This window comes from Streptomyces venezuelae, from assembly GCF_008642375.1.
GTDB lineage: Bacteria > Actinomycetota > Actinomycetes > Streptomycetales > Streptomycetaceae > Streptomyces > Streptomyces venezuelae_G.
The window spans coordinates 789,537-812,232 of sequence record NZ_CP029194.1 but is presented as its reverse complement, the minus strand read 5'-3'; the positions used below and the strand labels follow the sequence as shown (position 1 = coordinate 812,232).

13 protein-coding genes and 1 pseudogene are annotated in these 22,696 nt (G+C 73.3%); 9 read left to right on the top strand and 5 right to left on the bottom strand.

Annotation, left to right across the window (positions count from 1 at the left end; translation table 11 throughout):
* The first annotated feature begins 65 nt into the window (after positions 1–65).
* Together DEJ46_RS03655 and DEJ46_RS03650 are read left to right on the top strand one after the other, a co-directional pair.
* Positions 66–6,860: a type I polyketide synthase gene (locus DEJ46_RS03655; protein ID WP_150264133.1), complete on the top strand. Its 6,795-nt coding sequence runs from the start codon at positions 66–68 to the stop codon at positions 6,858–6,860.
* Between the two features lie 194 nt (positions 6,861–7,054).
* On the top strand, positions 7,055–7,462 hold the full coding sequence (locus DEJ46_RS03650; RefSeq protein WP_150264132.1) for a YybH family protein: 408 nt from the start codon (positions 7,055–7,057) through the stop codon (positions 7,460–7,462).
* 253 nt (positions 7,463–7,715) lie between these two features.
* Here DEJ46_RS03650 and DEJ46_RS03645 read toward each other — a convergent pair.
* A pseudogene (locus DEJ46_RS03645) lies at positions 7,716–7,937 on the bottom strand (DUF6296 family protein); the annotation flags it as partial.
* 219 nt (positions 7,938–8,156) lie between these two features.
* Here DEJ46_RS03645 and DEJ46_RS03640 point away from each other — a divergent pair.
* From DEJ46_RS03640 to DEJ46_RS03610, 7 genes are all read left to right on the top strand, one after another.
* Positions 8,157–8,720 (top strand): HPP family protein, encoded by a 564-nt coding sequence (locus DEJ46_RS03640; protein ID WP_150264131.1) that lies wholly within the window; start codon positions 8,157–8,159, stop codon positions 8,718–8,720.
* A 148-nt stretch (positions 8,721–8,868) separates the two neighbouring features.
* Positions 8,869–9,372 (top strand): hypothetical protein, encoded by a 504-nt coding sequence (locus DEJ46_RS03635; protein WP_223834487.1) that lies wholly within the window; start codon positions 8,869–8,871, stop codon positions 9,370–9,372.
* Positions 9,372–10,775, top strand: coding sequence for a hypothetical protein (locus DEJ46_RS03630; protein WP_150264130.1), 1,404 nt, complete (start codon positions 9,372–9,374; stop codon positions 10,773–10,775). The genes DEJ46_RS03635 and DEJ46_RS03630 overlap by 1 nt, the downstream gene beginning before the upstream one ends.
* Positions 10,772–12,136 carry a VWA domain-containing protein gene (locus DEJ46_RS03625; RefSeq protein ID WP_150264129.1) on the top strand — a complete coding sequence of 455 codons (1,365 nt, stop codon included), beginning with the start codon at positions 10,772–10,774 and terminating at the stop codon, positions 12,134–12,136. Before DEJ46_RS03630 ends, DEJ46_RS03625 begins: the two co-directional genes overlap by 4 nt.
* A gap of 12 nt (positions 12,137–12,148) precedes the next feature.
* Complete coding sequence (locus tag DEJ46_RS03620; protein WP_150264128.1) at positions 12,149–13,273, top strand: ATP-binding protein; 1,125 nt, start codon at positions 12,149–12,151, stop codon at positions 13,271–13,273.
* Complete coding sequence (locus tag DEJ46_RS03615; RefSeq protein WP_150264127.1) at positions 13,270–16,164, top strand: DUF5682 family protein; 2,895 nt, start codon at positions 13,270–13,272, stop codon at positions 16,162–16,164. Before DEJ46_RS03620 ends, DEJ46_RS03615 begins: the two co-directional genes overlap by 4 nt.
* A 74-nt stretch (positions 16,165–16,238) precedes the next feature.
* On the top strand, positions 16,239–16,937 hold the full coding sequence (locus DEJ46_RS03610) for a 2-phosphosulfolactate phosphatase (RefSeq protein WP_150264126.1): 699 nt from the start codon (positions 16,239–16,241) through the stop codon (positions 16,935–16,937).
* Positions 16,938–16,963: 26 nt separating this feature from the next.
* On the opposite strand, the gene DEJ46_RS03605 is transcribed toward DEJ46_RS03610, so the two are convergent.
* From DEJ46_RS03605 to DEJ46_RS03590, 4 genes are read right to left on the bottom strand one after another with little or no spacing between them, the layout of a single operon-like run.
* Positions 16,964–18,268 (bottom strand): MFS transporter, encoded by a 1,305-nt coding sequence (locus DEJ46_RS03605; RefSeq protein ID WP_150274064.1) that lies wholly within the window; start codon positions 18,266–18,268, stop codon positions 16,964–16,966.
* Between the two features lie 7 nt (positions 18,269–18,275).
* On the bottom strand, positions 18,276–20,093 hold the full coding sequence (locus DEJ46_RS03600; protein WP_150264125.1) for a condensation domain-containing protein: 1,818 nt from the start codon (positions 20,091–20,093) through the stop codon (positions 18,276–18,278).
* Positions 20,087–21,415 carry a DUF6271 family protein gene (locus DEJ46_RS03595; RefSeq protein ID WP_150264124.1) on the bottom strand — a complete coding sequence of 443 codons (1,329 nt, stop codon included), beginning with the start codon at positions 21,413–21,415 and terminating at the stop codon, positions 20,087–20,089. Before DEJ46_RS03595 ends, DEJ46_RS03600 begins: the two co-directional genes overlap by 7 nt.
* Positions 21,397–22,518, bottom strand: a complete 1,122-nt coding sequence (locus tag DEJ46_RS03590; RefSeq protein WP_150264123.1) for a phytanoyl-CoA dioxygenase family protein — start codon at positions 22,516–22,518, stop codon at positions 21,397–21,399. The genes DEJ46_RS03595 and DEJ46_RS03590 overlap by 19 nt, the downstream gene beginning before the upstream one ends.
* Positions 22,519–22,696 lie beyond the last annotated feature (178 nt).

Genomic DNA, 22,696 nt, shown 5'->3' with positions numbered 1-22,696 from the left:
GACGAAGTCGCTGACGGCCGACCTCTCCGACGACCGACCCCACTGACCTGGGAGACCGCAAGACCATGAACAACGAAGACAAACTCGTCGACTACCTCAAACGCGTCACGGTGGACCTGCAGAAGACCCGCCGGCGGCTCGCCGAGCTGGAGTCGGCGGCGTCCGAGCCCGTCGCCATCGTCGGTATGGCCTGCCGCTACCCGGGCGGCGTCGCCTCCCCCGACGACCTGTGGAACCTCGTGGCAGAGGGGCGCGACGCCATCACCGAGTGGCCCGCCGACCGCGGCTGGGACGTCGACGCGCTGTACGACCCCGAGCCCGGGACACCAGGCCGGACGTACACCAAGGAAGGCGGCTTCCTGGAGGGAGCGACCCGCTTCGACGCGGGCTTCTTCGGGATCTCGCCGCGCGAGGCGCTCGCCATGGACCCGCAGCACAGGGTGCTCCTGGAGACGGCCTGGGAGCTGTTCGAGGACGCGGGCATCGACCCGACGGCCCTCCGGGGCAGCAGCACCGGCGTCTTCGCCGGCATCGTCGAGCAGAGCTACCTCGGCCTCGACGGACCGGAGGAGTTCGAGGGGTACCTCATGACGAGCAAGCTGGGAAGTGTGGCGTCCGGCCGCATCGCCTACTCGTTCGGCTTCGAGGGCCCGGCCGTCTCGCTCGACACCGCCTGCTCGTCCTCGCTGGTGGCGCTGCACCTCGCCGTGCAGTCCGTACGCTCGGGCGAGTCGGCTCTCGCGGTCGCCGGCGGCGTGACGGTCAACGGCCACCCCGGCGGATTCGTCGACTTCTCCCGCCAGAACGGGCTCTCCGCCGACGGCCGTTGCCGCTCCTTCGCCGCGTCGGCCGCCGGCACCGGATGGTCCGAGGGCGTCGGCCTGGTCCTCGTCGAGAAGCTGTCCGACGCGCGACGGAACGGGCACCGCGTCCTCGCGGTGATCCGAGGCTCCGCCGTCAACCAGGACGGCGCGTCCAACGGCCTCACCGCCCCCAACGGCCCCTCGCAGGAACGGGTCATCAAGGGCGCGCTCGCCGACGCCGGACTGACCACCGCGGACGTCGACATCGTCGAGGCGCACGGCACCGCGACGCGGCTCGGCGACCCGATCGAGGCGCAGGCGCTCCTCGCCACCTACGGGCAGGGCCGCCCCGCCGACCGTCCGCTGCGGCTCGGCTCGCTCAAGTCCAACATCGGGCACACCGTCGCCGCGGCCGGCGTCGGCGGTGTCATCAAGATGATCCAGGCCATGCGCCACGGCACGATGCCGAGGACGCTCCACGTCGACGAGCCCACCCCCGTGGTCGACTGGCGTGCGGGCGCCGTCGAACTCCTCACCGAGGAACGGGCCTGGCCCGACCTCGACCGGCCGCGCCGCGCGGCGGTCTCCTCCTTCGGAGTCAGCGGCACCAACGCCCACGTCATCCTCGAAGAGGTGCCGGTGGACATCACTGGCCCCGAGGCGGCGGTGGCGGGCGGACCGGCCGCGCCGTGGGTGCTGTCCGCCAAGTCCCGGCCCGCGCTGCGCGACCAGGCGCGCCGCCTTGCGGCCCACCTCGCCGAGCGGCCCGAACTCGCCGACCAGGACGTGGCGTTCTCCCTCGCGACCACGCGGGCCGCCCTCCCCGAGCGGGCGTCGATCGTCGGCGCCGACCGGGAGACCCGGCTGGCGCGGCTCCACGCCCTCGCCGGCGGGGAACCCTCCGCCGGCCTGGTCACCGGGAGCGCGGGCCGGTCCGGCAAGACCGTGTTCCTGTTCCCCGGCCAGGGCTCGCAGTGGGCCGGGATGGCCGTCGACCTGATGGACACCTCCCCGGAGTTCGCGGCCCGCATCGACGCCTGCGCCGAGGCGCTGGCCGAGTTCACCGACTGGTCGCTCCAGGACGTCCTGCGCGGCGCCGACGGCGCCCCCGGCCTGGACCGTGTCGATGTCGTCCAGCCCGTCCTGTGGGCGGTGATGGTGGCCCTGGCCGAGCTGTGGCGTTCCCGGGGCGTGCGCCCCGAGGCCGTGGCCGGACACTCGCAGGGCGAGATCGCGGCGGCCACCGTGGCCGGGGTGCTGACCCTCCGGGACGGCGCCCGCGTGGTGGCGCTGCGCAGCCAGGCGATCGGCCGGGTCCTCGCCGGTCTCGGCGGCATGGTGTCCGTGGCCCTGCCCGCGCCGGAGGTCCGCGAGCGGACCGTGCCGTGGGAGGGCAGGATCCAGCTCGCCGCCGTCAACGGCCCGCGCTCCGTGGTCGTCTCCGGCGAGAACGAGGCGCTCGACGAGTTCCTCGCGGAGGCCCGGCGAGACGGGATACGGGCGCGTCGCGTCCCGGTCGACTACGCCTCGCACTCGGCGTACGTGGAGCTGCTCGAAGACGAACTGTCCTCCCTGCTTGCCGAGGTGACCCCACGTCAGTCGGATATTCCGATGCTTTCCACCGTGACCGGGGACTGGGTCGAGGGGCCCGAGCTGGACGCCGGCTACTGGTACCGGAACCTCCGGCAGACCGTCGAGCTGGAGCGGGCCGTCCGGGCCCTCCTCGGCCAGGGCTTCGGTACGTTCGTGGAGGCGAGCGCCCATCCGGTTCTCGTGACCGGGGTCCAGGACATCGCCGAGGACGCCGGCCGCACCGCCACCGTCGTCGGCACCCTGCGGCGCGACGAGGGCGGCCAGGAGAGGTTCTGGACCTCGGCCGGCGAGGCGTACGTGCGGGGTGCCGCGCCCGACTGGGAGGCCGTCTTCGAGGGCTCCGGGGTGCGGCGGGTCGACCTGCCGACGTACGCCTTCCAGCAGGAGCGCTACTGGTACGAGCCGGTCTCGGCCGCCACCGATGCCGTGAGCCTGGGCCTCGACGCCGTCGGCCACCCCCTCCTCGGCGCGGCCGTGACCGTCGCGGGCCCGAACGGTCCGACCGGATCGCAGGGCCCGCACGGACCGCACGGCGACGAGGCGCTCTTCACCAGCCTGATCACCCGGCACTCCCACCCCTGGCTGACCGACCATGTCGTGGACGGTGCGACCGTCCTGCCGCCCGCCGCCCTCGTGGAACTGGTGGTGCGCGCCGGCGACGAGTTCGGCGCCACCGTCCTCGACGAGTTCTCCGTCGAGGCGCTGCCGGGGGTGGACGCCGGAGCCGGGCTGCGGGTACAGGTCGGCGTGGGTGTCGCGGACGAGTGGGGACGGCGTACGGTCACGGTCCACACCCGCCCCGAGGCCGGTGACGTCACGTGGTCGCTCGCAGGGCGCGGCCGCATCGGCGTGGAGGCCTCCGAGCCGGACTTCGCGCTGGAGAACTGGCCACCGGAGGGCGCGACCGCGCTCGACCTGGAGGGCGCCTACGAGCGGCTCGCGGCCGACGGGCCGGCCTACGGCCCCGGCTTCCGGGGCGTGAGCGCCGCATGGCGGCTCGGGGACGACCTGTACGCCGAGGTACGCCTGCCGGCAGAAGCCCGGAACCGCGCCCTGCCCGGCGACTTCGGCCTGCACCCCGCCCTGCTGGACGCGGCCCTGCACGCGGCCCCGCTCACGGCCGCGGCGCAGCCGGCTTCCGAGCTGACCCCTGCCGTGTCGGCTTCCGAGCTGACCCCCGCTGAGCCGGCCTCCGAGCCGACCAGCGCCGAGTCAGCGGCCGCGCCGACTGTCCCCCAGTCGACCGCCGAGCCGACGCCCCAGCCGTCTGCCCCGCAAGGAGGGGCCACTGAAGTCCCCGCCGCGGCGGTCTCCGCCCAAGCCTCCGGAACCCCGGCCGGGCGCCTCGTCGTCGCGTGGCGAGGGGTGCGGCTGTACGCCACCGGCGCCTCCCTCGTCCGCGTGCGTCTGACGCCCGCCGGTGACGGCACCCTCGCCGCGTACCTCGCCGACGCGACGGGCCGGCCCGTCGCCACGATCGCCTCGCTCGGCTTCGGCTCCGCCGAGCCCCGTGTGGCCGCCGGGGCGCGCGAGCACGACGCCCTCTTCGAGGTCGCCTGGGCACCCGTCGGCCTTGCCGGGGCCCAGGACGGCACCGCGACCTGGGGCGTGCTCGGCACTCGTACGCCCCAGCTCGACGCCCTCCTGCCCGGCGCCCGGCGACTGCCCGACGTCCCGGCCGCGGGGGAGGCCGCGCGGTCCGGCGAGGGCGAGCAGCCGCTGCTCGCCGTGCTCGCCCCCACCGGGGGCGCCCAGAGCGGGGTCCTGCCCGGTTCCGCCCACCGGGCCGCGCGTCACGCGCTCGCCCTGGTCCAGGAGTGGCTGGCCGACGACCGGCTCGCCCGGACCCGGCTCGTCGTCCTCACACGGGGCGCGGTCACGACCCGTACCGAGGACGTGACCGACCTCGCGGCATCCGCCGTCTGGGGCCTGGTGCGCTCGGCCCAGTCCGAGCACCCGGGACGCATCGTGCTCGTCGACACCGATGGGTCCCCGGCCTCGGACGCCGTGCTTCCGCTGCTGACCGGCGCGGGTGTCGGCGAGGCGCAGCTCGCGCTCCGCGACGGCCGGGTGCTCCGGCCCCGGATGCGCCGGGTGCCGGCCGCGCCGGACAGCCGTCCGTCGGGGGCCTGGAACCCTGACGGTACGGTCCTGATCACCGGCGGCACCGGTTCCCTCGGCGCGCTCTTCGCGCGCCACCTGGTGACCCGCCACGGGGTGAGGGATCTGCTCCTCACCAGTCGGCGCGGCGAACAGGCACACGGTGTAAGGGAGTTGGTCGACGAGCTGACGCGGCTCGGTGCCCGGGTCACGGTCGCCGCCGCCGACGCCGCCGACCGGGACGCGCTCGCGCGGGTCCTCGCCGACGTCCCGGCGGACCGCCCGCTGACCGGTGTCGTCCACATGGCCGGTGTCCTGGACGACGGCCTGATCGCGGACCAGACACCGGAGCGGCTGGACGCGGTGCTGCGGCCGAAGGCCGACGCCGCCTGGAACCTGCACGAGCTGACCCGCGGCCTCGACCTCTCCGCCTTCGTGCTGTTCTCCTCCCTCGCGGGCGTGATCGGTGGCGCGGGCCAGGCCCCCTACGCCGCGGCCAACGCGTTCCTCGACGGCCTCGCCGAGCACCGCGCGGCCCGCGGCCTGCCCGCGACCTCCGTCGCCTGGGGCCTGTGGGAGCAGTCCGGCGGCATGACCGGGGACCTGGACGAGGCCGACCTCCGGCGCATCGCCCGGGCCGGCTTCCGGCCCGTCACGGCCGAGCGCGGGCCGTCGATCCTCGACGCCGCCCTCGCGCAGGGGCTGCCGGCGCTCGTCGGCACCCCGCTGGACGTAGCCGCCCTGCGGGAGAACCCCGGCCGGGCGCCGCTGCTGCTGTCCGCGCTCGCGGGCGCCCCCACCCGTGGCACCGCCCGGAACGCCGCCGGCCCCGGCGCCGCCTCCGGCCGTCACCTGGGCGGGATGACCGAGGCCGAGCAGCTCGCGTACCTCCTTGCGGTCGTCCGGGCAGAGGTCGGTGCCGTGCTCGGTCACCCCGACCCGGCGGGCATCGCCGGCGACCTGCCGTTCCCGTCGCTCGGCTTCGACTCGCTGACCGCCGTGGAACTCCGCAACCGGCTCGACGACGTCGCGGGCGTCAGGCTCCCCGCCACGCTGGTCTACGACCACCCGACCCCCGCGGCGCTCGCGGAGTACCTCCGTACGGTCCTGCTGGAAGGAGCGGCGGGCAGCGGCACCGGACCGGCGGGGGCGGCCAAGGGTGACGGCACGGGCGCGGCACACGCCGTGGACTTCGCGGCCGAGACCGTACTCCCCGAGGACGTACGGCCCGAGGGTGAGGTCACCCGGGTCGCCACGGACCCCACGACGGTGTTCCTGACCGGGGCCACCGGCTTCCTCGGCGCGTTCGTCCTGCGCGACCTCCTGCGGACCACGACCGCCCGCGTGCGGGTGCTCGTGCGGGGCGCGGACCCGGCCGACGCCCGGGACCGGCTGCGCGCCAACCTGGACTGGTACCGCATCGCGGAGGAGATCGACGAGAGCCGGATCGACGTCGTCGTCGGCGACCTCGCCCGGCCTCTTCTCGGCCTCGACGAGAGGGAGTTCGACCGGCTCAGCCGCGAGACCGACGTCGTCTACCACGTCGGTGCCTCGGTCAACTGGCTCCATCCGTACGAGGACTTGAAGGCGGCCAACGTCTCCGGCACGATCGAGGTCCTGCGGCTCGCGGCCCGGAACCGTTCGGTGCCCGTCCACTACGTGTCGACGACCGGGGTCTTCTCCGGCGCCGACAGCGGTGGTGCCGCCCTCGCGCCTGACGCGCCGACCGGCCCGGCCGATTCGCTTCCCACCGGATACGTCCAGAGCAAATGGGTGTGCGAGCAGCTCATCGGAACGGCCCGGGAGCGAGGCCTGCCGGTCTCCGTCTACCGCGTCGACGTGATCTCCGGTGACCAGCTCAACGGGGCCTGCCAGACACGGGACTTCGTGTGGCTGAGCCTCAAGGGCATCCTGCAGGCCGGCTCGGTCCCGGAGGGGATGGTGGGGCCCGTCCACCTGATGCCCGTGGACTACGTCAGCGCGGCCCTCCTTGCGATGTCGGGCCGGGAGGGTGCGGTGGGACGGACGTTCCACCTCTACAACCCGAGCGAGCTGACGTTCGCCGAAGCCGCCGACCATCTGCGGTCGTTCGGATACCCGCTGGGTGAACTGGACCGGGAAGCCTGGCTGGAGCGCGTGCGCTCCGACCGGGGCAACGCACTCGTGCCGCTGCTCGACGCCTTCGAGCTGCTGACCGCGGACAGCTCCGGCTTCTACCCGCCGATGGACATCACCGACACGCTGGAGGTGCTCGCGGGAAGCGGCGTGCACTGCCCGCCCGTGACCAAGCAGCTGTTCGGCAGGTACGTCGACTTCTTCACCGAGGTCGGCTACTTCCCGGCGCCACCGATGACCGAGGGGTGATCCGCGCCGGATCGGCGATTACCTCACGGTGGATGGGGGGTGGGGCGCCGCCGCATACGGTCGGCGTGCCGTCGGACTCCCCGTCCCAGCCGGCGTGGATCGGAGCGACCGGGCACGGCCCGGACGGCCCGGAGCGCGCCGGATTCGACCGGAACACCAGAGAAAGCACCAACGAACAGGGAGCAGTCATCACCATGACCACCACCGATCTCGCCAACCTCGTCCTCACCGACGACGTGGAGCAGCAGAACCAGGCGTTCATCGACGCCTTCAACTCGGGCGACGGCGCCATCTTCGACACCCTCTACCGTGACGACGCGATCTCGAACCTCACGGGCAGCCCGCTGACGGGCGCGGAGCGCCGGCAGGGCATCATCGACCTGCTGAAGACCGGCCCCAAGCTCGACTCGAAGGTCGTGCAGAACTACGTCGCCGGTGACGTCTCGCTGGTGATCGTCGAATTCCGCCTCGACGTCGCGGACGAGCAGGGCGGGCGCCAGATCATCACGGGCACCTGCACCGACGTCATGCGGCGCACCGGCGACAACCGCTGGATCATGGCGATCGACCGCCCGCTCGCGGACGAGCTCCCGACCAAGTAGCGCCCGCCGGATCCGCAGCCCCCACCCGACCGGCCCCGGCCCCGAATCCCCCGCGGGGCCGGACCAGGAGAGCCCTCCGTCCCCGTGGACGGGGGGCTCTCCGTGCTGTCCGTGCTCGCGGGTGTGTCCTCGCGGGTGCGTGCTCGCGGTATCACGGGCGTGGGCCTGAGCCGCCCTCCGGGCCCGCGTCCGCCGGATTCCCGTCCGCCGGTTTCGCGTCCGTCGGATCCGCGTCCGTCGGATCTGCGTCGGGGAGAGGCCGCGCCGCGACGCTCTGGGCGGGTTCCTGATGGCCGCCGGAGGCGAGCACACGCACCTCGCCCCGGTCGCTGATCTCCGCCCGGATGATGCCCGTCCGGTCGGAGTACACCGGATGACCACCGGGTCCTTTGGAGAGGGTGCGCTCCACGGTCACGACATCCCGGGCCGAACCCGCGCCGTCAGAGAACACCAGCTCGTACCGGAGTGTGTTCATTCGCCCTATTTTACGCTGCATGGGTGGCGGACACCGCGCCGACCCCGCCCCCTCCGAGGTGAAACCGCTGGTTAGAGTGGTGATCGGTTGCGTCGCCGCACCAGGGCCACGCGCATGACCGGGCCGACTGTCGACCACAGAGTCCCGTACGACCGTCGCCCCCGACTCCTGCCCTGCCCTGCGCGGCCCCCGGCCGCCCGCCCGGAAACGCCGCATCACATGAGCACCGACACCGCACGCCGTACCGCAGCCGACGCCACGGATTCCGCCCACCCCTCCGGCCCCCGCAGGCCGAGGATCATCGGCCGGGCTCCGGCCGCGCCCCCGCCCGCGGCCGCCTTCCACAGCGTCACCGCGGCGACGGCCGCCCTGCTGGGTCTCGTCGCGATCGGCGCCGCCATCCACGAGCCGGTACTCATACCTCCGCTGGCCGCGAGCGCCGCCCTGGTGCACTGCGCTCCCACCCTTCCCCTCGCCCAGCCCCGCAGCGTGGTCGTCGGACACCTGCTGGGGGCCGCCGCCGGATACGCGGTCGCGGCCACGGCGGGCGGCAGCACCTGGGCCGCCGCGGTCGCCGCCGGTGTCGCCCTCGCGCTGACGACCCTGGCCCGGACCCCGCACTCCCCGGCCTGCGCGACCGCCGTCGTCATCGTGCTCCAGTCGCCCGCGCCGGGACGGTTCGTCCCGCTGCTCCTCGGCGCCACGGTCCTGCTCGTCCTGACAGCCTTCACCGCGTCCCGCATCCGCAGGGACGCACCGCGGTACCCCGCCTACTGGTGGTGAGTTCACCCACCGTCAGGCCCCTTTCGCAGCCGGTTCCCAGGCCGCTCCCAGGCCGCTCGTGGGCCGTTGTCAGTGGGCGGGGATAGGTTCGTTCCTGTCGCGCCGCTCCGGCGTGGACATCCCCTTTGACGTGCATGGGAGAGGTGTCTTGACGGTCTGGGAGACGTCGAGCGTGGCGCGGGTCGTACCGCCCGCGCGACCGCGGAAACTCGCCAAGGTGCCGTTCGTCGAGCTGGCCGACGGACGGTTGCAGGGTGTCGTGTCCAGCGGGTCCGACATAGGGCGCGTGTACGTGTCCTCGATCGCCGCCGGGACGTACGCGTTCGCGTGCAGCACCAACAACAACCGCCCCTGCGGCGGCGCGCGCGGCTCGTTCTGCAACCACATCCGCGGGCTCGTCGGCGAGGCCGTCCTGCAGTACGGAGCCGAGCGCGTCGCCCGCTATCTGAAGGCCGAGACGCCGGGTCAGGAGCCCGACGCCACCGCGCTCGTCTCGGTGATGACCGCCACCCGCCCCGCCCAGGGCGACACCTCGGCGGCCGCCCCGGTGTTCAGCCGCTTCCTGCGGCACCTGGCCTACCTCGAACGGGAGCCGGTGACCGTGCCGTTGCCCGAGATGCAGTGGTTCCCGCCGACGAGGGCGGTGGCCTGATGCGTACGGATCTGCTCTCCGACCCCGTGGACGGGCTCGACGAGGCCCTCGCGGCCGTCGACGCCTTCGACCGGGTGCTCGTCGCCGGACTGCTCCGTCCGCAGCCCGCGCAGGCCGAAGGCCTCGGCGCGATCACGGAGGCCGTCGCCGGGACGCCGTTGGCCTCGCGTGTCGCCGAGGCCGCCGAGAAGACGACGGCCGGCGCGGCCGGCGAGGAGCACTTCGTCGCCCTCGCCGCCGCCCGCACCGCCCTCATGGGTTCCGTGCACGACGCCCTCGTCGCCCGCGTCGGTGACGTCACGGGCCGGCCGCGCACGGAGGCGGCCGTACCGGCCGCGGCAGGCGAAGGGCCCGCCGCCAACGTGCTCGCGGCCGCCCGCGCCTGGCTGTGCGACCTCGCCCGCGCCGGCTGGCAGGGCATCGACCACGAACTGGTCGCCGGTGCGGCGCCCGTGGTCTCCGCGATGCTGCCGGACCCGCTGCTGCGGCGTCAGGCCGCCCTGCTCGACGGCTTCGCCGCCGAACTGGCCGCCTCCTGCCCGGGAGCCACCCTGGAGCGTGTCCCCGTGCGCCGCTGGGCCGACCTCTGGTCCCGCGCGCTGCTGCTGACCCTGCCGGGCGCGACCGGCGCCGCCTCCGGCGCGGCGACGTCCGCCGCGACCGGCCGCCTGCTGCCGCTCGGCGTCGACGTGCAGGAGCACGCGACCGCCGTACAGGCGCAGGTCCACGCGGTGTTCGAGCCCGCTGACGGCACGGCCCCGCGGCTGGTGCGGGCCGCGGTCTCCGCACCCAAGCCGGACACCGTCGTCGGCGCCGGACTCTGGCAGCTGCTCCGCCCGCGGATGTCGCTCCTGGCGGCCGTCGGCGAGGGCCGCTCCATGGAGCTCGACGCCATGCCCGTCACGGACGAGGGCGACCTGGTCTGGGACGACGAGCGGGCCCGGGCGGGGGAGCCCGCCGACCCGTTCGCCACCGCCCGGGTGATCCTGTCCACCGCCGTCGACCCGGTGACCGCCCCGCTGGACCGCCACCCGGTCCGGATCGCCGTACCCGTACTCGTCGAGGGGTACGCGGTGGAGCGCGAGGACGACGGGCCGACGGCGTTCGCCGTCGCCGGGCACCGGCTGGCCGTCGACACCGACCGCGCCCCGGCGGCCGGTCCGCTCACCCCCGAGACGGTCGCCGCCTCCGGCGCGTGCGTCGGACTGCTCCGCTGGGACGCCGGGGAGTTCGTCCTCCAGCCACTGGCCGTCGAGACGACCGTCCGGAAGAAGACCGTCGCCGTCCACGCGGGAGCCTGGGCCGGAGGCACCACCGACAAGGCAGGTGTCCGGGCGGAGAAGGCCGCCACGGACTCCGTCGCCGTCCTGCGCGAACGAGCCGGAAAGCTGCTGCGGAAATGACCGACCGCACTGCCCCCGAGCCCACCGCTCCCGCCGACTCCGACGACAACCGCCGTCAGGTCCTCTACTGGCGTCTCCTCGCCCGGCTCTTCGACCACGAGGAGCAGGCCGCCCTGGAGTCCGCGAGCCTCGCCGTCGTCGAGGACATCGGCCTCCCGTCGGCGCTGCTCGACCCGGGCGCGTCCGTCGACTCCGTCGTCCAGCGCCACCCGGAACTGGCCGAGGAGTTCGACGGCCTGATGACCCCGGAGCCCGAGCCGGACGACGCCCGCGACCGGGCCGCCGAGGTGCGGCGTGCCGCACTCGCCTCGAAGGTCCTGCTCAATGTCTTCTCCACCGGCTCCGGCACGGTCTCCGCCGGCCAGCTCGCGCGCTGGCAGTCGGACGCCGGCTGGCTGGAGCGCGCGCTCGGCTGCCCGCCCGGCGGCCTGCGCGGCGGACGGGCGGCCGGAGCCGGCCTCACCGGTGGCGGCCTCGGCGCCGAACTCGGCTCCCTCGAGGCGGACCTGGTCCAGCGCATGCACCTGCGCGAGGTGCTCGCCGACCCCGCGCTCGCCGCCAAGCTCACCCCGAGCATGTCCCTCATCGAGCAGCTCCTGCGCGACAAGGGCAATCTCTCCGGCATCGCCCTGGCCAACGCCAAGTCCCTCATCCGGCGTTACGTCGACGAGGTCGCCGAGGTGCTGCGCACCCAGGTGGAGAAGGCGACCGTCGGCGAGCTGGACCGCTCGGTCCCGCCCAAGCGGGTCTTCCGCAACCTCGACATCGACCGCACCATCTGGAAGAACCTCACCAACTGGAGCCCGGAGGAGGAGCGGCTCTACGTCGACCGCCTCTACTACCGGCACACCGTCCGCAGGACCACGCCCCAGCGGCTCGTCGTCGTCGTGGACCAGTCCGGCTCCATGGTCGACTCGATGGTGAACTGCACCATCCTGGCCTCGATCTTCGCCGGTCTGCCGAAGGTGGACGTCCACCTCATCGCGTACGACACCCGCGCGATCGACCTCACCCCCTGGGTGCACGACCCGTTCGACGTGCTGCTCCGTACCAACCTCGGCGGCGGCAACGACGGACCGGTCGCCATGGCCATGGCCCGGCCGAAGATCGCCGAGCCCAAGAACACCGTCATGGTGTGGATCTCCGACTTCTACGAGTTCGACCGCTCCCAGCCGCTCTTCGAGGGCATCGAGGCGGTCCACCGGTCCGGCGTGCGGTTCATCCCCGTCGGCTCGGTGACCAGCTCCGGACGCCAGGAGGTCAACCCCTGGTTCCGCGAGCGGTTCAAGGCGCTCGGCACCCCGGTCGTCTCCGGCCACATCGACAAGCTCGTCCACGAACTCAAGACCTTCCTCACCTGAGAGGCCCTTCGCATGTCCGACCTGCTCCGTGCCCCCGCCGAGATCAAGTACGCCGAGGAACTCGACTGGCTGGAATCGATCGACGACAACCCCAAGCCGTTCTCCTGGCGGCTGTCCCCGAAGATGGTGCGCCTCTTCGTCCTCGGCTCCGAGCGCGCCGACGGCCTCGACCGGGAGGTGGCCCAGAAGTGGTTCGGCGACCGCTCCATCGTCGAGCGCTCCATCGTCACCCTCGCCTCCGACCGCGGCCTGCTCCTCATCGGGGACCCCGGCACCGGGAAGAGCTGGCTGGCCGAGCTCCTCGCGGCCGCCATCAGCCGCAACTCCACCCTCGTCGTGCAGGGCACCGCGGGCACCACCGAGGACCACATCAAGTACTCCTGGAACGTGTCCATGGTCATCGCCAAGGGCCAGTCGCGGGAGTCGATGATCCCCTCGCCGATCATGACCGCGATGGAGACGGGCACCATCGGCCGCTTCGAGGAGCTGACCCGCTCCACCAGCGACGTCCAGGACGCGCTCATCTCGATCCTCTCCGAGAAGTACGTCTCCGTCCCCGAGCTGGAGAGCGACGGCGGCGGCGACAACATCGTCTTCGCCAAGCCCGGCTTCTCGATCATCGCCACGGCCAACAGCCGCGACCGAGGGGTCAACGACCTGTCGTCGGCCCTCAAGCGCCGCTTCAACTTCGTCCGCATCCCGGTCGTGACGAACAAGAAGAGCGAGGCCGAGATCGTCCGCTTCCGCACCGAGGAACTGCTCCGCCGCCACCAGATCGACCTGGACGTGCCGCCCACCCTCCTCGACGTCCTCCTCCAGAGCTTCGCCGACCTCCGCGCCTCCGCCGCGGCGGCCGGCAGCGACGACGAGAAGCTGGAGTCCGCGCTGTCCACCGCCGAACAGATCGGCGTACTGGAGGACGCCGTCCTCCACAGCAACTTCTTCGGCGAGCGCGCCCTGACCGCCCGTACCCTAGCCGCCTCGCTCGTCGGCTCCCTCGCCCGCCGCGAGCCCGAGGACCTGGCCATCCTCAACAAGTACCTGCACGGTGTCGTCGAGCCGCGCGGCAAGGAGGAGGGCGGCTCCTGGCCCGAGTTCCTGGAGGGCGGCCGCGAAGCGATCGCCAAGCTGGCATGAGCGCGGCCCCCGAGACCCCGTTCGCCGCGCTGCGGGGACAACTCCACGACGCCGCAGCTGAGTTCGCAGGCGGAGGGGATGCGCTGGAAGGCATCCTCCTCGGCATGGTCGACGACGTCGACCGGGCGGCCGGCGAGCCCCTGGAGATCTTCCCCGTCTGTCACCACTCGCCCGCGTCGGCGCTCGCCATGGCCCGCCGACTGCGCGAGAAGCAGCCGAAGGTCGTGTACCTGGAGCTGTGCGAGGACATGGCGCCGCTCCTGACCGAGCTGCGCAACTGCCGGCTTCCGGTCGCCGTGCAGGCGTTCGCCGGCGACATCGACGGCTTCCCGGCCGACTGGGCGCCGCTGTCCGTCGTCGCCCCGATCACCGAGGCCTCCGCCGAGTACCAGGCCATCGCGTACGCACTCGACACCCCCGGCGTGGAGCTCGTCCTCGTCGACCGCTCCTCCGACCACGTCTTCCAGTGGGACACCCGGCACGACCGGGCCGGGGCCCCGGACGGTGCGGACGAGGACGCGTCGGCTCCGGCGGGCGCCACGGGCAAGGCGGCTCCCGGGGCGAAGGCCGCCGGGACCGAGGCCGAGGCGGCGCTCCACGGCGAGGCCGTCGGCGTCGAGATCGGCGACCTGCGACCGCGCTTCGCCGAGCTGGAGGAGCACCTGCTCCGGCACGGCAAGGTCCGCCACTGGTCGGAGTGGTGGCACCAGTACGTCGAGGTACCGCTCGGCGACAGCGACCACGACACCTACCGCCAGGTCATGTTCCTCATCGGCAGCCTCTTCCGGCGGCTCGCCCCGGGCGACGGCGAGCGGGTCCGCGTGGACGAGGACCGCGAGCGGTACATGTGGACCCGGATGCGCGAGCACCTGGCGGCCACCGGCACCGACCCGGCGGACTGTCTCTATGTGTGCGGCGCCTTCCACGCGGCGAGCCGGGTCGACGAGTTCGGCGTGGACGGCGCCACGGCCGCCGACGGCACCTCCGGCTTCACGATCTCCCCGCGGACCGCCACCACCTGGCAGTACGGGCTGATCCCGTCGAGCCACTCCGCGATCGAGGCGCAGTTCGGCCTCGCCTCCGGATCGGTTTCGATCGCCGCCACGCAGTGGGCGAAGAACCTCAAGCGCACCCGCGTGAAGCCGTACCGCCTGGAAGGCCAGGCCGGCGCGAAGAAGCCGACCCCGACGAGGACGGCCGCGCGGAAGACGGCCGCGAAGGCCGAGACCCCCGTCGTGCCCGTGGGCGCGGACGACCGGCTCTCCGGCTTCCTGCGCCGGCCGCCGGTCGTCGACACCCTGGACGAGGCCGAACTGCTCGGCTGGTCCGTGGACATCGTCCGCGCGGCCCGCCGCAGCGGCTACCTCGCCTCGACCGCCGACGCGATCGCCGTCTTCGAGACGTCGATCCTGCTGGCCGGCATGCGGGACCGGGCCAAGCCGACGCCGTACGACTTCCAGGACGCGGCCGTCACCTGCATCGAGAAGGACTCGGTGCCCGGGCGCCGGGACGTGCGCCGCCTCGTCGAGATCATGATGGGCGGCGACCGGATCGGCCAGGTCGGCTACGACGCGCTGCCGCCCCTCGCGCGCGACGTGTACGACCGGCTGGAACCGCTGGCGCTCAACCTCCAGCAGCGCGGCGTGCGGCGTGCCCTCCTCGACATGGCCTCGGAGCCGGACCTGAGGGCCTGCTCCGACGTCCTGTGGATGCTGCGCCGGCTGATGCCGACGGGCGCCGCGCGGCCCATCATGGGAGAGCGGCGGCTCGGCGAGCGCTCGATCCAGGAGTCGTGGGACCTGTCCCTCGGCACCCACCAGCGCGCGCTCATCGAGCTCGGCTACGAGGGCGTGAGCCTCGAACAGGTCCTTGAGCAGCGGCTGCGGCGCACGGCGTACGGGCCGCAGGCGACGACCGCGCAGGTCCTGGGGGCGGTCGAGGACGCGACGCTGTACCTCGGCGGCCGGCGCCTCGCCGAGGAGCTGGGCACACGGGCCCTGGAAGTCCTGGCCGCCGAGCGCACGGTGGACGGGGCGCCGGAGGTGCTGCGCCGGGTCCGCGGCCTCCTCGCGTACTACCGGACGAGCGAAGCGGTGCTGCCGCCGTGGATCGAGTCGTTCGTCAGGACCGGATACGCCCACTACTGCACGCTGCTGCCGACCGCCTTCCGGGACGAGGACGCGACGGCCGGGCAGGTGGCGGCCATGCTGGGCTTCCTGTTCAGCATGGAGAGCCTGGCGCTCTCGCTGGGCTGCGACCGGACACAGCTCGAACTGTCGGTGGCGCAGTCGCACCCGCAGGACCCGGCGAAGACGGCGCTGCTGTGGGCGGCGCAGGTGCAGCTCGGCACGCTCTCCCGGGCGGAGCTGCGGGCGCGCTGCGACGAGCTCCTCGGCAATCCTCTGGTGGTGCCCTCCTACCCGCGCTACCTCAGCGGCTTCGTCCACGCGCTCGAACCGGTGCCGGGACTCGCCGACGTGGTGGTGGAGGCCGTCTCGAACGCCTTCGGGCGGCTGCCGGACGCCGTCCTGCTGCCGTGGCTGCCGGTCCTCATCACCACGCTCCGGTCGAACGCGGCGGAGCTGGCCCCGCTGCTCATCCGCGAGGCGGGACGCATCTTCCCGGCCCGGCTCGCCGCCCTGGACGCCTGGGTCCCGCCCTGGCGGCAGCAGCCGGTGGCGCTCGCGGCGGCCCGTACCCGTCCGCACTCCACGGCCCCACGGGGCGCTGCGCTGCTCCCGGCACACCCGGAGACCTTCGACGCGCTCGCGGAGCTGCTGGGCTGCGCGGACGGATGGGCGCCGACGGACACCGCGCCCCGCCACCCGTCCCTGACGGACCGCCACCCCGACACGGCACACGCGGTGGCAGCCCTCCTCGCGGGCGCATGACGGCCCCGAGGCCGTTGATGTGAGGCGCGTCACTGCCCGGGCGGCTCTGCCCGGGCATACGCGATCATGAACGGATGGACACTCGTTTCCTCTCCGTCGCCGAAGTGGTCGAAGTCCCCTCCGTGGCCGTCGTCGTCGACGTCATGCGCGCCTACACGGTGGCTGCCTGGGCCTTCGCCCGAGGGGCGGAGAAGATCGTTCTCGCCGGGTCGCTGGACGAAGCGCTCGCGCTCAAGTCCCGTCACCCGGACTGGGTCGCGCTCAAGGACGGTCCGCCCGCGCCCGGGTTCGACGCCGTCAACTCGCCGGGTCTGCTGCGCTCCCTCGACCTCGGTGGACGGACCGTCGTCCAGAAGACCACGGCGGGGACGGTCGGCGCGCTCGCGGTCAAGGACGCGTCGCTGGTGCTGTGCGCCAGTTTCGTGGTCGCGGAGGCGACGGCCTCGGTCCTGCGGGCCCGGGGGAGCGACGGTGTCACGTTCGTGGTCACCGGCGAGGACGGGCGGGCCGAGGAAGACCTGGCGTGCGCGCAGTACATCGACCGGAGGGTCAACGACGGGACGGAGACCGGCGCGACGGAGTTCCTCCGCCGCGCCGACGCGTCACGCGCCGCCGCCGAGTTGAGGGAGGGCGTACGCGAAGGGACACACCCTGACGACGTCGCGCTCTGCCTGGAGCTCGACCGCTTCCCCTTCGCCATGGTGGCGACCCTCGAGGACTCGCTCATGGTCCTCCGGCCGGTCGCCCTGCCGTCGCCGACCGGCGAGGCCTGAGCGGTCGGCCGAGCCCGCCACGGGCGTCAGCGGCCTGTGCCGCCGCCGTCCGACCCGGTGCCGTCCGGGCCGTCCACGTCCTCGGCGCCGTCGACCGCCGGCGCCCGGCCGAGCGCGCGGACGGCCGGGACGCAGAGCATGACCCCGAGGAGCGCGACACCCGTCACGGCGGAGAAGAGCAGCACGCGATCGGCCCCGAAGGACTCCGCCGCCGGACCGGCCAGTGCCCGCCCCAGCGGGATCACCATGATGGAGCCGGCGATGTCGTAGGCCGAGACACGGCTGAGGACGGCCAGGGGAATATGGGACTGCACGCTCGTCGCCCACATGACCCCCCAGAAGGCGAAGCCGCAGCCGGCCACGACACCGGTGACCGCCGTGAGCGTGAACGACCAGCCGAGGGCCGGGGCCAGGGGGTTGAGCGAGAAGAACAGCATGGCGAGGGCCCCCGCGACGAGCGGTCGGCGAGGCTTCACGCGCATGCCGAGCAGCCCGCCCACGATCGTGCCGGCCCCGTCGGCCGAGGCGATCCAGCCGTAGCCGCTCGCCCCGTGCTGCTCGGTGAGCAGCGCCGCGCCCAGCGGCAGCGCCGGCCCGAAGACGAACAGACCGTAGACCGCCCAGACGGCGATGACACCCCACAGCCAGGACCGGGACCGGAACTCGTGCCACCCCGTGGCCAGCCGCTGCCACAGAGGGTCGGCACTGTCGTCCTTGGCGGTGCTCAGCTTCCGCAGCGGCGCGAGGCCCAGCGCGCTGAGCGCGTACGCCGCCGCGATCACCAGGAAGGAGCCCGCCACGTCCCAGTAGGCGACGAGGAGCCCCGCGAGGCCCGGGCCGAGCAGCGTGCAGATCGCCTCGGATATCCGCAGGAGCGCGTTGGCCCGCTGGATGTCCTCGGCGACCTGGGGGACCATGCTCGCCAGGCCCGGCTGGAACATGGCCGTCGCGGCGCCGCTGACCGCGAGCAGCGCCATGATGTGCCAGAGCCGTACGTCGCCCGCGGCCAGCAGCGCCGCGAGCGCGAGCATGGCCACCAGGCGCACCACGTCGGCGCCGACCATCATCACCTGCGGGGTGAACCGGTCCGCGAGGACTCCGCCGACCAGGACCAGCAGGACGATCGGCGCCATCCACGCGGCCAGCGCGTATCCGACGCCACTGGCCCCGTAGCCCGCGCCGAGGACGGCGGTCGTCAGCGAGACCATCAGCATGCCGTCGGCGAGCAGCGACGCGCTGCGCGCGGTGAAGAACAGCCGGAAGCGGCTCGACCGCCACGGGCTGGGAAGCGCGTCCGACTTCCGCCGGACGGTCACGTCATCGGTATCCATCGTCATGTCACATCCGCCGGTCCCGGCCGGTCCCTTCCGAGAGAATCTGCTGCCGGACCCAGGCGCCGCTCAGGTCGGCCTCCTCCGGCGGGTCCTGGACGATCACGTACCGCCGGGGAGCCAGGAGTCCGGGGCGGCCGGGGAGGGCGTCCATGAGCGCGGCGTGTGCCCCCGCCGGAGTGAGCGGGCGGCCCCCGGCGGCGATGTAAGCCATGAGCCCGGCCTCGGCTTCCCCTTCCGGCGATCCGCGGCCCGGCGCGGGATCCGTCGTGACGTGTACGGGTACGCCGTCGAGGGCCCGGCTCAGGGCGTCCGCCACGGCGGGCGGCGAGACCCAGGAGCCGTCGACCCGCTCCCATTCCGGGCCGCGTTCGACGGTCCGGACGCCCGTCACCTCGGTGAGCGCGTCCAGCGGCACGTCCCCGGCGGCGGCCGCCTCCAGGAGACGTACCAGACCGACGACGAGGCCCTCCGCCTGCTCCCGCGTGAACAGCGCGGGGTCGGCCCACACGCCGAGGCGCAGCAGCGGGTCCGTCTCGTGGACGAAGGTCAGGACGCGCGTCGGCAGCACCTGCACCTCGCCCCAACTGAGCTCCAGCTCCGGGCCGACGGCGGTCTCGCCCCCGGGGGAGGAGGGATCGGCGGCAGGAAGAGTGGAAGGAAGAGTGGAAGGAAGCGCGGTGGGCAGGGTGCTCACGTCGTTGAAGGCGACATCGCGCGAGAACCGGCTGCCGCGCTCGAAGGTCGCCCGGTCGATCATCTCCCACAGGCTCACCGCGTCGAACCGGCTGTGCCGGTAGGCGTTGAGCGCCGCCCCCCAGGCCTTGCCGAGGAGCACGTCGAAGGACGGGACCCGGACGTCGAGGCAGAGCAGGGCGTCCTGGGAGAGGGTGTTGACCGAGCGGGTCAGCCGTGGCTCGAACCGGTTGGCGGTCGGGACGGCGGTCACACAGGCGGGCTGGCCCGTACGGTGCGCGAGGAGCGCGCACCAGGCAGTGAGCAGCACCGTCGCCGGGAGGCCGCCGGTCCGCGCCGCCACGGCAGCCAGGGCGCGGGCGCCCCGCCGCGACCGCAGGGTGAGCCGCGGCGCGGCGATCTCGGTCCCCTCGGCACCCGGTTCCGCGAACATGGCCTGCGGTCCGGTACGGATGATCCGCTCCCAATACCCCAGCGACGCGGCGGACTTGCGGAGCCCGGCCGGGGCCGCCTCCTCCGCGGCGAGCCCCAGGGGCGTGAGGGCCGTCAGCGGAGGCAGCGTCCCGCCGGACAGCAGCGTGAGCCATTCCTCCTTGAGGACGGCGAGCGCGCTGATGTCGGTGACGGCATGGCTGGCCGCCACGGCGGCGTACACCGCCGCGCCGTCGAGGGCGACCAGGGTCACCCGGAGGGGGAAGTCCCGGTCCAGACGGAAGCGTTCGTCACGGGCCTCGCGCGCCAGCGACTCCGCGTAGACGGCGGGTTCGCCGGGGAGCTCGTCGTGGTCGAGGACGGTGACCGTGAACGTACCGGCGGCGGCGACGACCTGCTCGCGAGGAACGGAGCCCGGGGCGTGCGGGAAGGTGGTGCGCAGCGCCTCGTGCCGTACCGCGAGGGTACGCAGGGCGTCGACGGCGCCTTCCGCCCCGGTCCCTGCGGGCGCCGGCCACACGTCGTGGATGTTGATGTGCCCGGGCTCGTCCCGCAGGACGCAGCGGATCATGTTGGCCTGCCCCATCGTGACGGGGCCCCGGCGCTCCTCACCGCCGTCGTACGCGACGGTGAGGGTGACCGCGCGTGCCGGTGCGGGGGTGTCATCGAGCCGCGAGGAGTCTCGCTCACTCACCATGTGATGCCTTTCACGGACTTCGTGGAGCGGGTCAGGGGTCCCCAGGCGTCGATCAGGAGGGCGAAATCCTCCATGTCGGCCCGGGCCGCGTCGATGAGTCGTTCGCGCTCGGCGGCGAGGACGTCGGCGGCCCCGGCGTAGCGGCCGCCGAGCTTGCGGTACGAGCGGTCCACGACGTCGAGCCGCTCGGCGTTCTCGACGGGGTCCAGAAGGGTGCTGTCCCTGACGAACCCGGCGACGGCATCCGCGCGGACACGGCCGTCGGCGTCGAGCAACTCCGCTCCGGCGGCGGCCATCCGTTCGTACACGGCGTTGAAGTACGGCGTGGACAGGAAGAACTTGGCGAGCCTCCGGTGGTAGGCGAGGAAGCCCGCGTCGGAACGACGCTCTTGTGTATGGAAGTTGACGATATGGCGGTTGTGGAGAACGCCCGGCAGCCGGGCGTCGTGGACCAGATGGATCAGGAAGTAGTCGCTGCCGATGGTGTCGGTGGCGGGCGGCAGCGGCACCCGGCCGTAGACCTCGCTCGTGAAGGCGATGTTGCACATGTCCACCCGCGTGGGGCTGACGCTGGTGAGCGTCGAGAGGTCGCGGGTGAAAGGGGTGGTCCCGGCGCCGCGGAACGACTCGGCGATGAGGTTCCTGCGCCAGATCTCCGGATAGCCGTCGGGGACCGAGAGGCCGATGACGTCCTCGTAGACGGCGGGGTCGAGCCGGCGGATCTCCTCGACGTCCACGGACATCTCGCCGACGAAGGAGCCGCCGACCATGGCCACCGGCCGGTCCGCGCACGCGGGGTCGAGCCTGCTCCGTGACACGAGTCCGGCGACGTCGGCGGGCAGCCGCCCCAGCGACGTCAGCTCGTGGTGGAAGGGGAAGACCGGTCCGCCCTCGTGCGGATTCCCGGAGGGGGAGTGGTGCTGGTAGCGGCTGTCGGAGTCCCGCCGGTGCACCGACGCGCAGCCCAGGGCCTCCGCGATCAGGAAGGCGCGGTCGGTGCAGGCCCCGTAGGACACGCGGGACGGCAGCAGCAGGTCGAGCACCCGCTCGGGCGCCGCGACGCCCGACGCGGCGATCACCTTCCGCAGGAAGGCCCGCTGCCGGGCCTCGTCGAGGTGGTGGACGACCACGCCCGGCACCGGCGGCAGACCGGTGACCGTCGTACGGTGCCCGGCGAGCACCGGCGCCTCGGAGGAGTCCAGGACCAGGAGGTGCACCTCGACGCCGAACCGGCGGGCGCCGTGGGCGGCCTCCTCGGCGACCGCCCTGATGGTCTCGGAGCAGGCCCGGTCGGTGGGGAGGGTCAGGCAGACGCGGCGCACGCAGGTTCTCCGTCCCCGCTCCGACCGGCATCCGCATGTGCGGCCGCGGATGCGCCGGCATCGGCCGTCTCGTGCCACGAGGTGAGCCCGAGGAGCCGGCTGCCGAGCCCGGTCAGTTCGGCCGTGGGGTAGCGCTTGGACTCGTGCAGCACCGGATCGCCGACGAGCGTGCGGTTCCAGCGGGGGGTGCGCAGGTGCCGCCAGGACTCGACACGGGAGCGGCGCAGCCTGTCGTGCTCCTCGAGCGCCGGCATCATCGACAGGTACTGGACCGCGCGCACCCCGTTCTCGGAGGCGTTGCGCGCCACGCCGTGGGCGAGGAGGCCGTTCCAGATGAGCAGGTCGCCGGGGTGGAGATCGGGCCGTTCGACGGGGAACTCGGTCCGGTCCACGGCGGGACGCAGCGGGTCCCGGTCGGCCGGCTGGGCGACCTTCCACTCCTCGAACCGCCGGAACAGCTCGGGGTCGCACTGGAAGCCGCCGGTCTCGGGCCGGGTGTCGTTGAGCGCGATGATCCCCTGCACCCGCTGGGGCGGGACGCCGAGCGTGGTGTCGATGTCCCAGTGCAGCTCGATGTCGAAGCCCCGGTCCGTGGGCTCGATCAGCGCACGGTCGCGGTTCTTGACGTTGGGCGGATTGAGGTTGAGCCGGTCCAGCGTGACCCACAGCTCCTCGCAGTCCCAGACGTCGACGAAGGCGTCGTACACGCGCTGTGACTGGCGGCTGTTCCACAGCAGTTGGTGGTGGTACGCCTCGACGAATCCGTACACGTGCAGCTGTTGGTCCAGCTCGGAGCGGAACGGCCGGTCCTCGTACCAGCTTTCCGGGCGGTCCGGGTCGAGCCCTTGGAAGTCCCAGGCGAAGTCGAGGAGCCGCCGGGCGTCCTCCGCAGGTATCGCCTCCCGGACGACGACGTATCCGTACGTCTGCCAATGGGCGAAGTCCGCCTCGGAGAGCACCCGCAGGGGGCGGGACTTCTTCAGCTCCCGCAGGGTGGTCCGGGCGAGATAGGACTCTCCGTCCGCGCTGAAGTAGGGAAGGTCCGACGCCGCTCTGTGCAGACGGGGGTGGCGAGGGCGGCCGTGGGGAGCGGGGGTCGTCATGGGGTCCCTCCAGGACGGGGTCAGGGCCGAGGACGGTCACTGCCGGTTACGCAGCAGCATTGGTTTAGACCATAGCCGCTGTCAAGCGTCGGCCGGATATGCACAGTTGACGTGTCCGGAAGATCGAAGCGAACACTCGGCGACCTGCGCCGACCCGCCGACTTTGGTCTAGACAAGG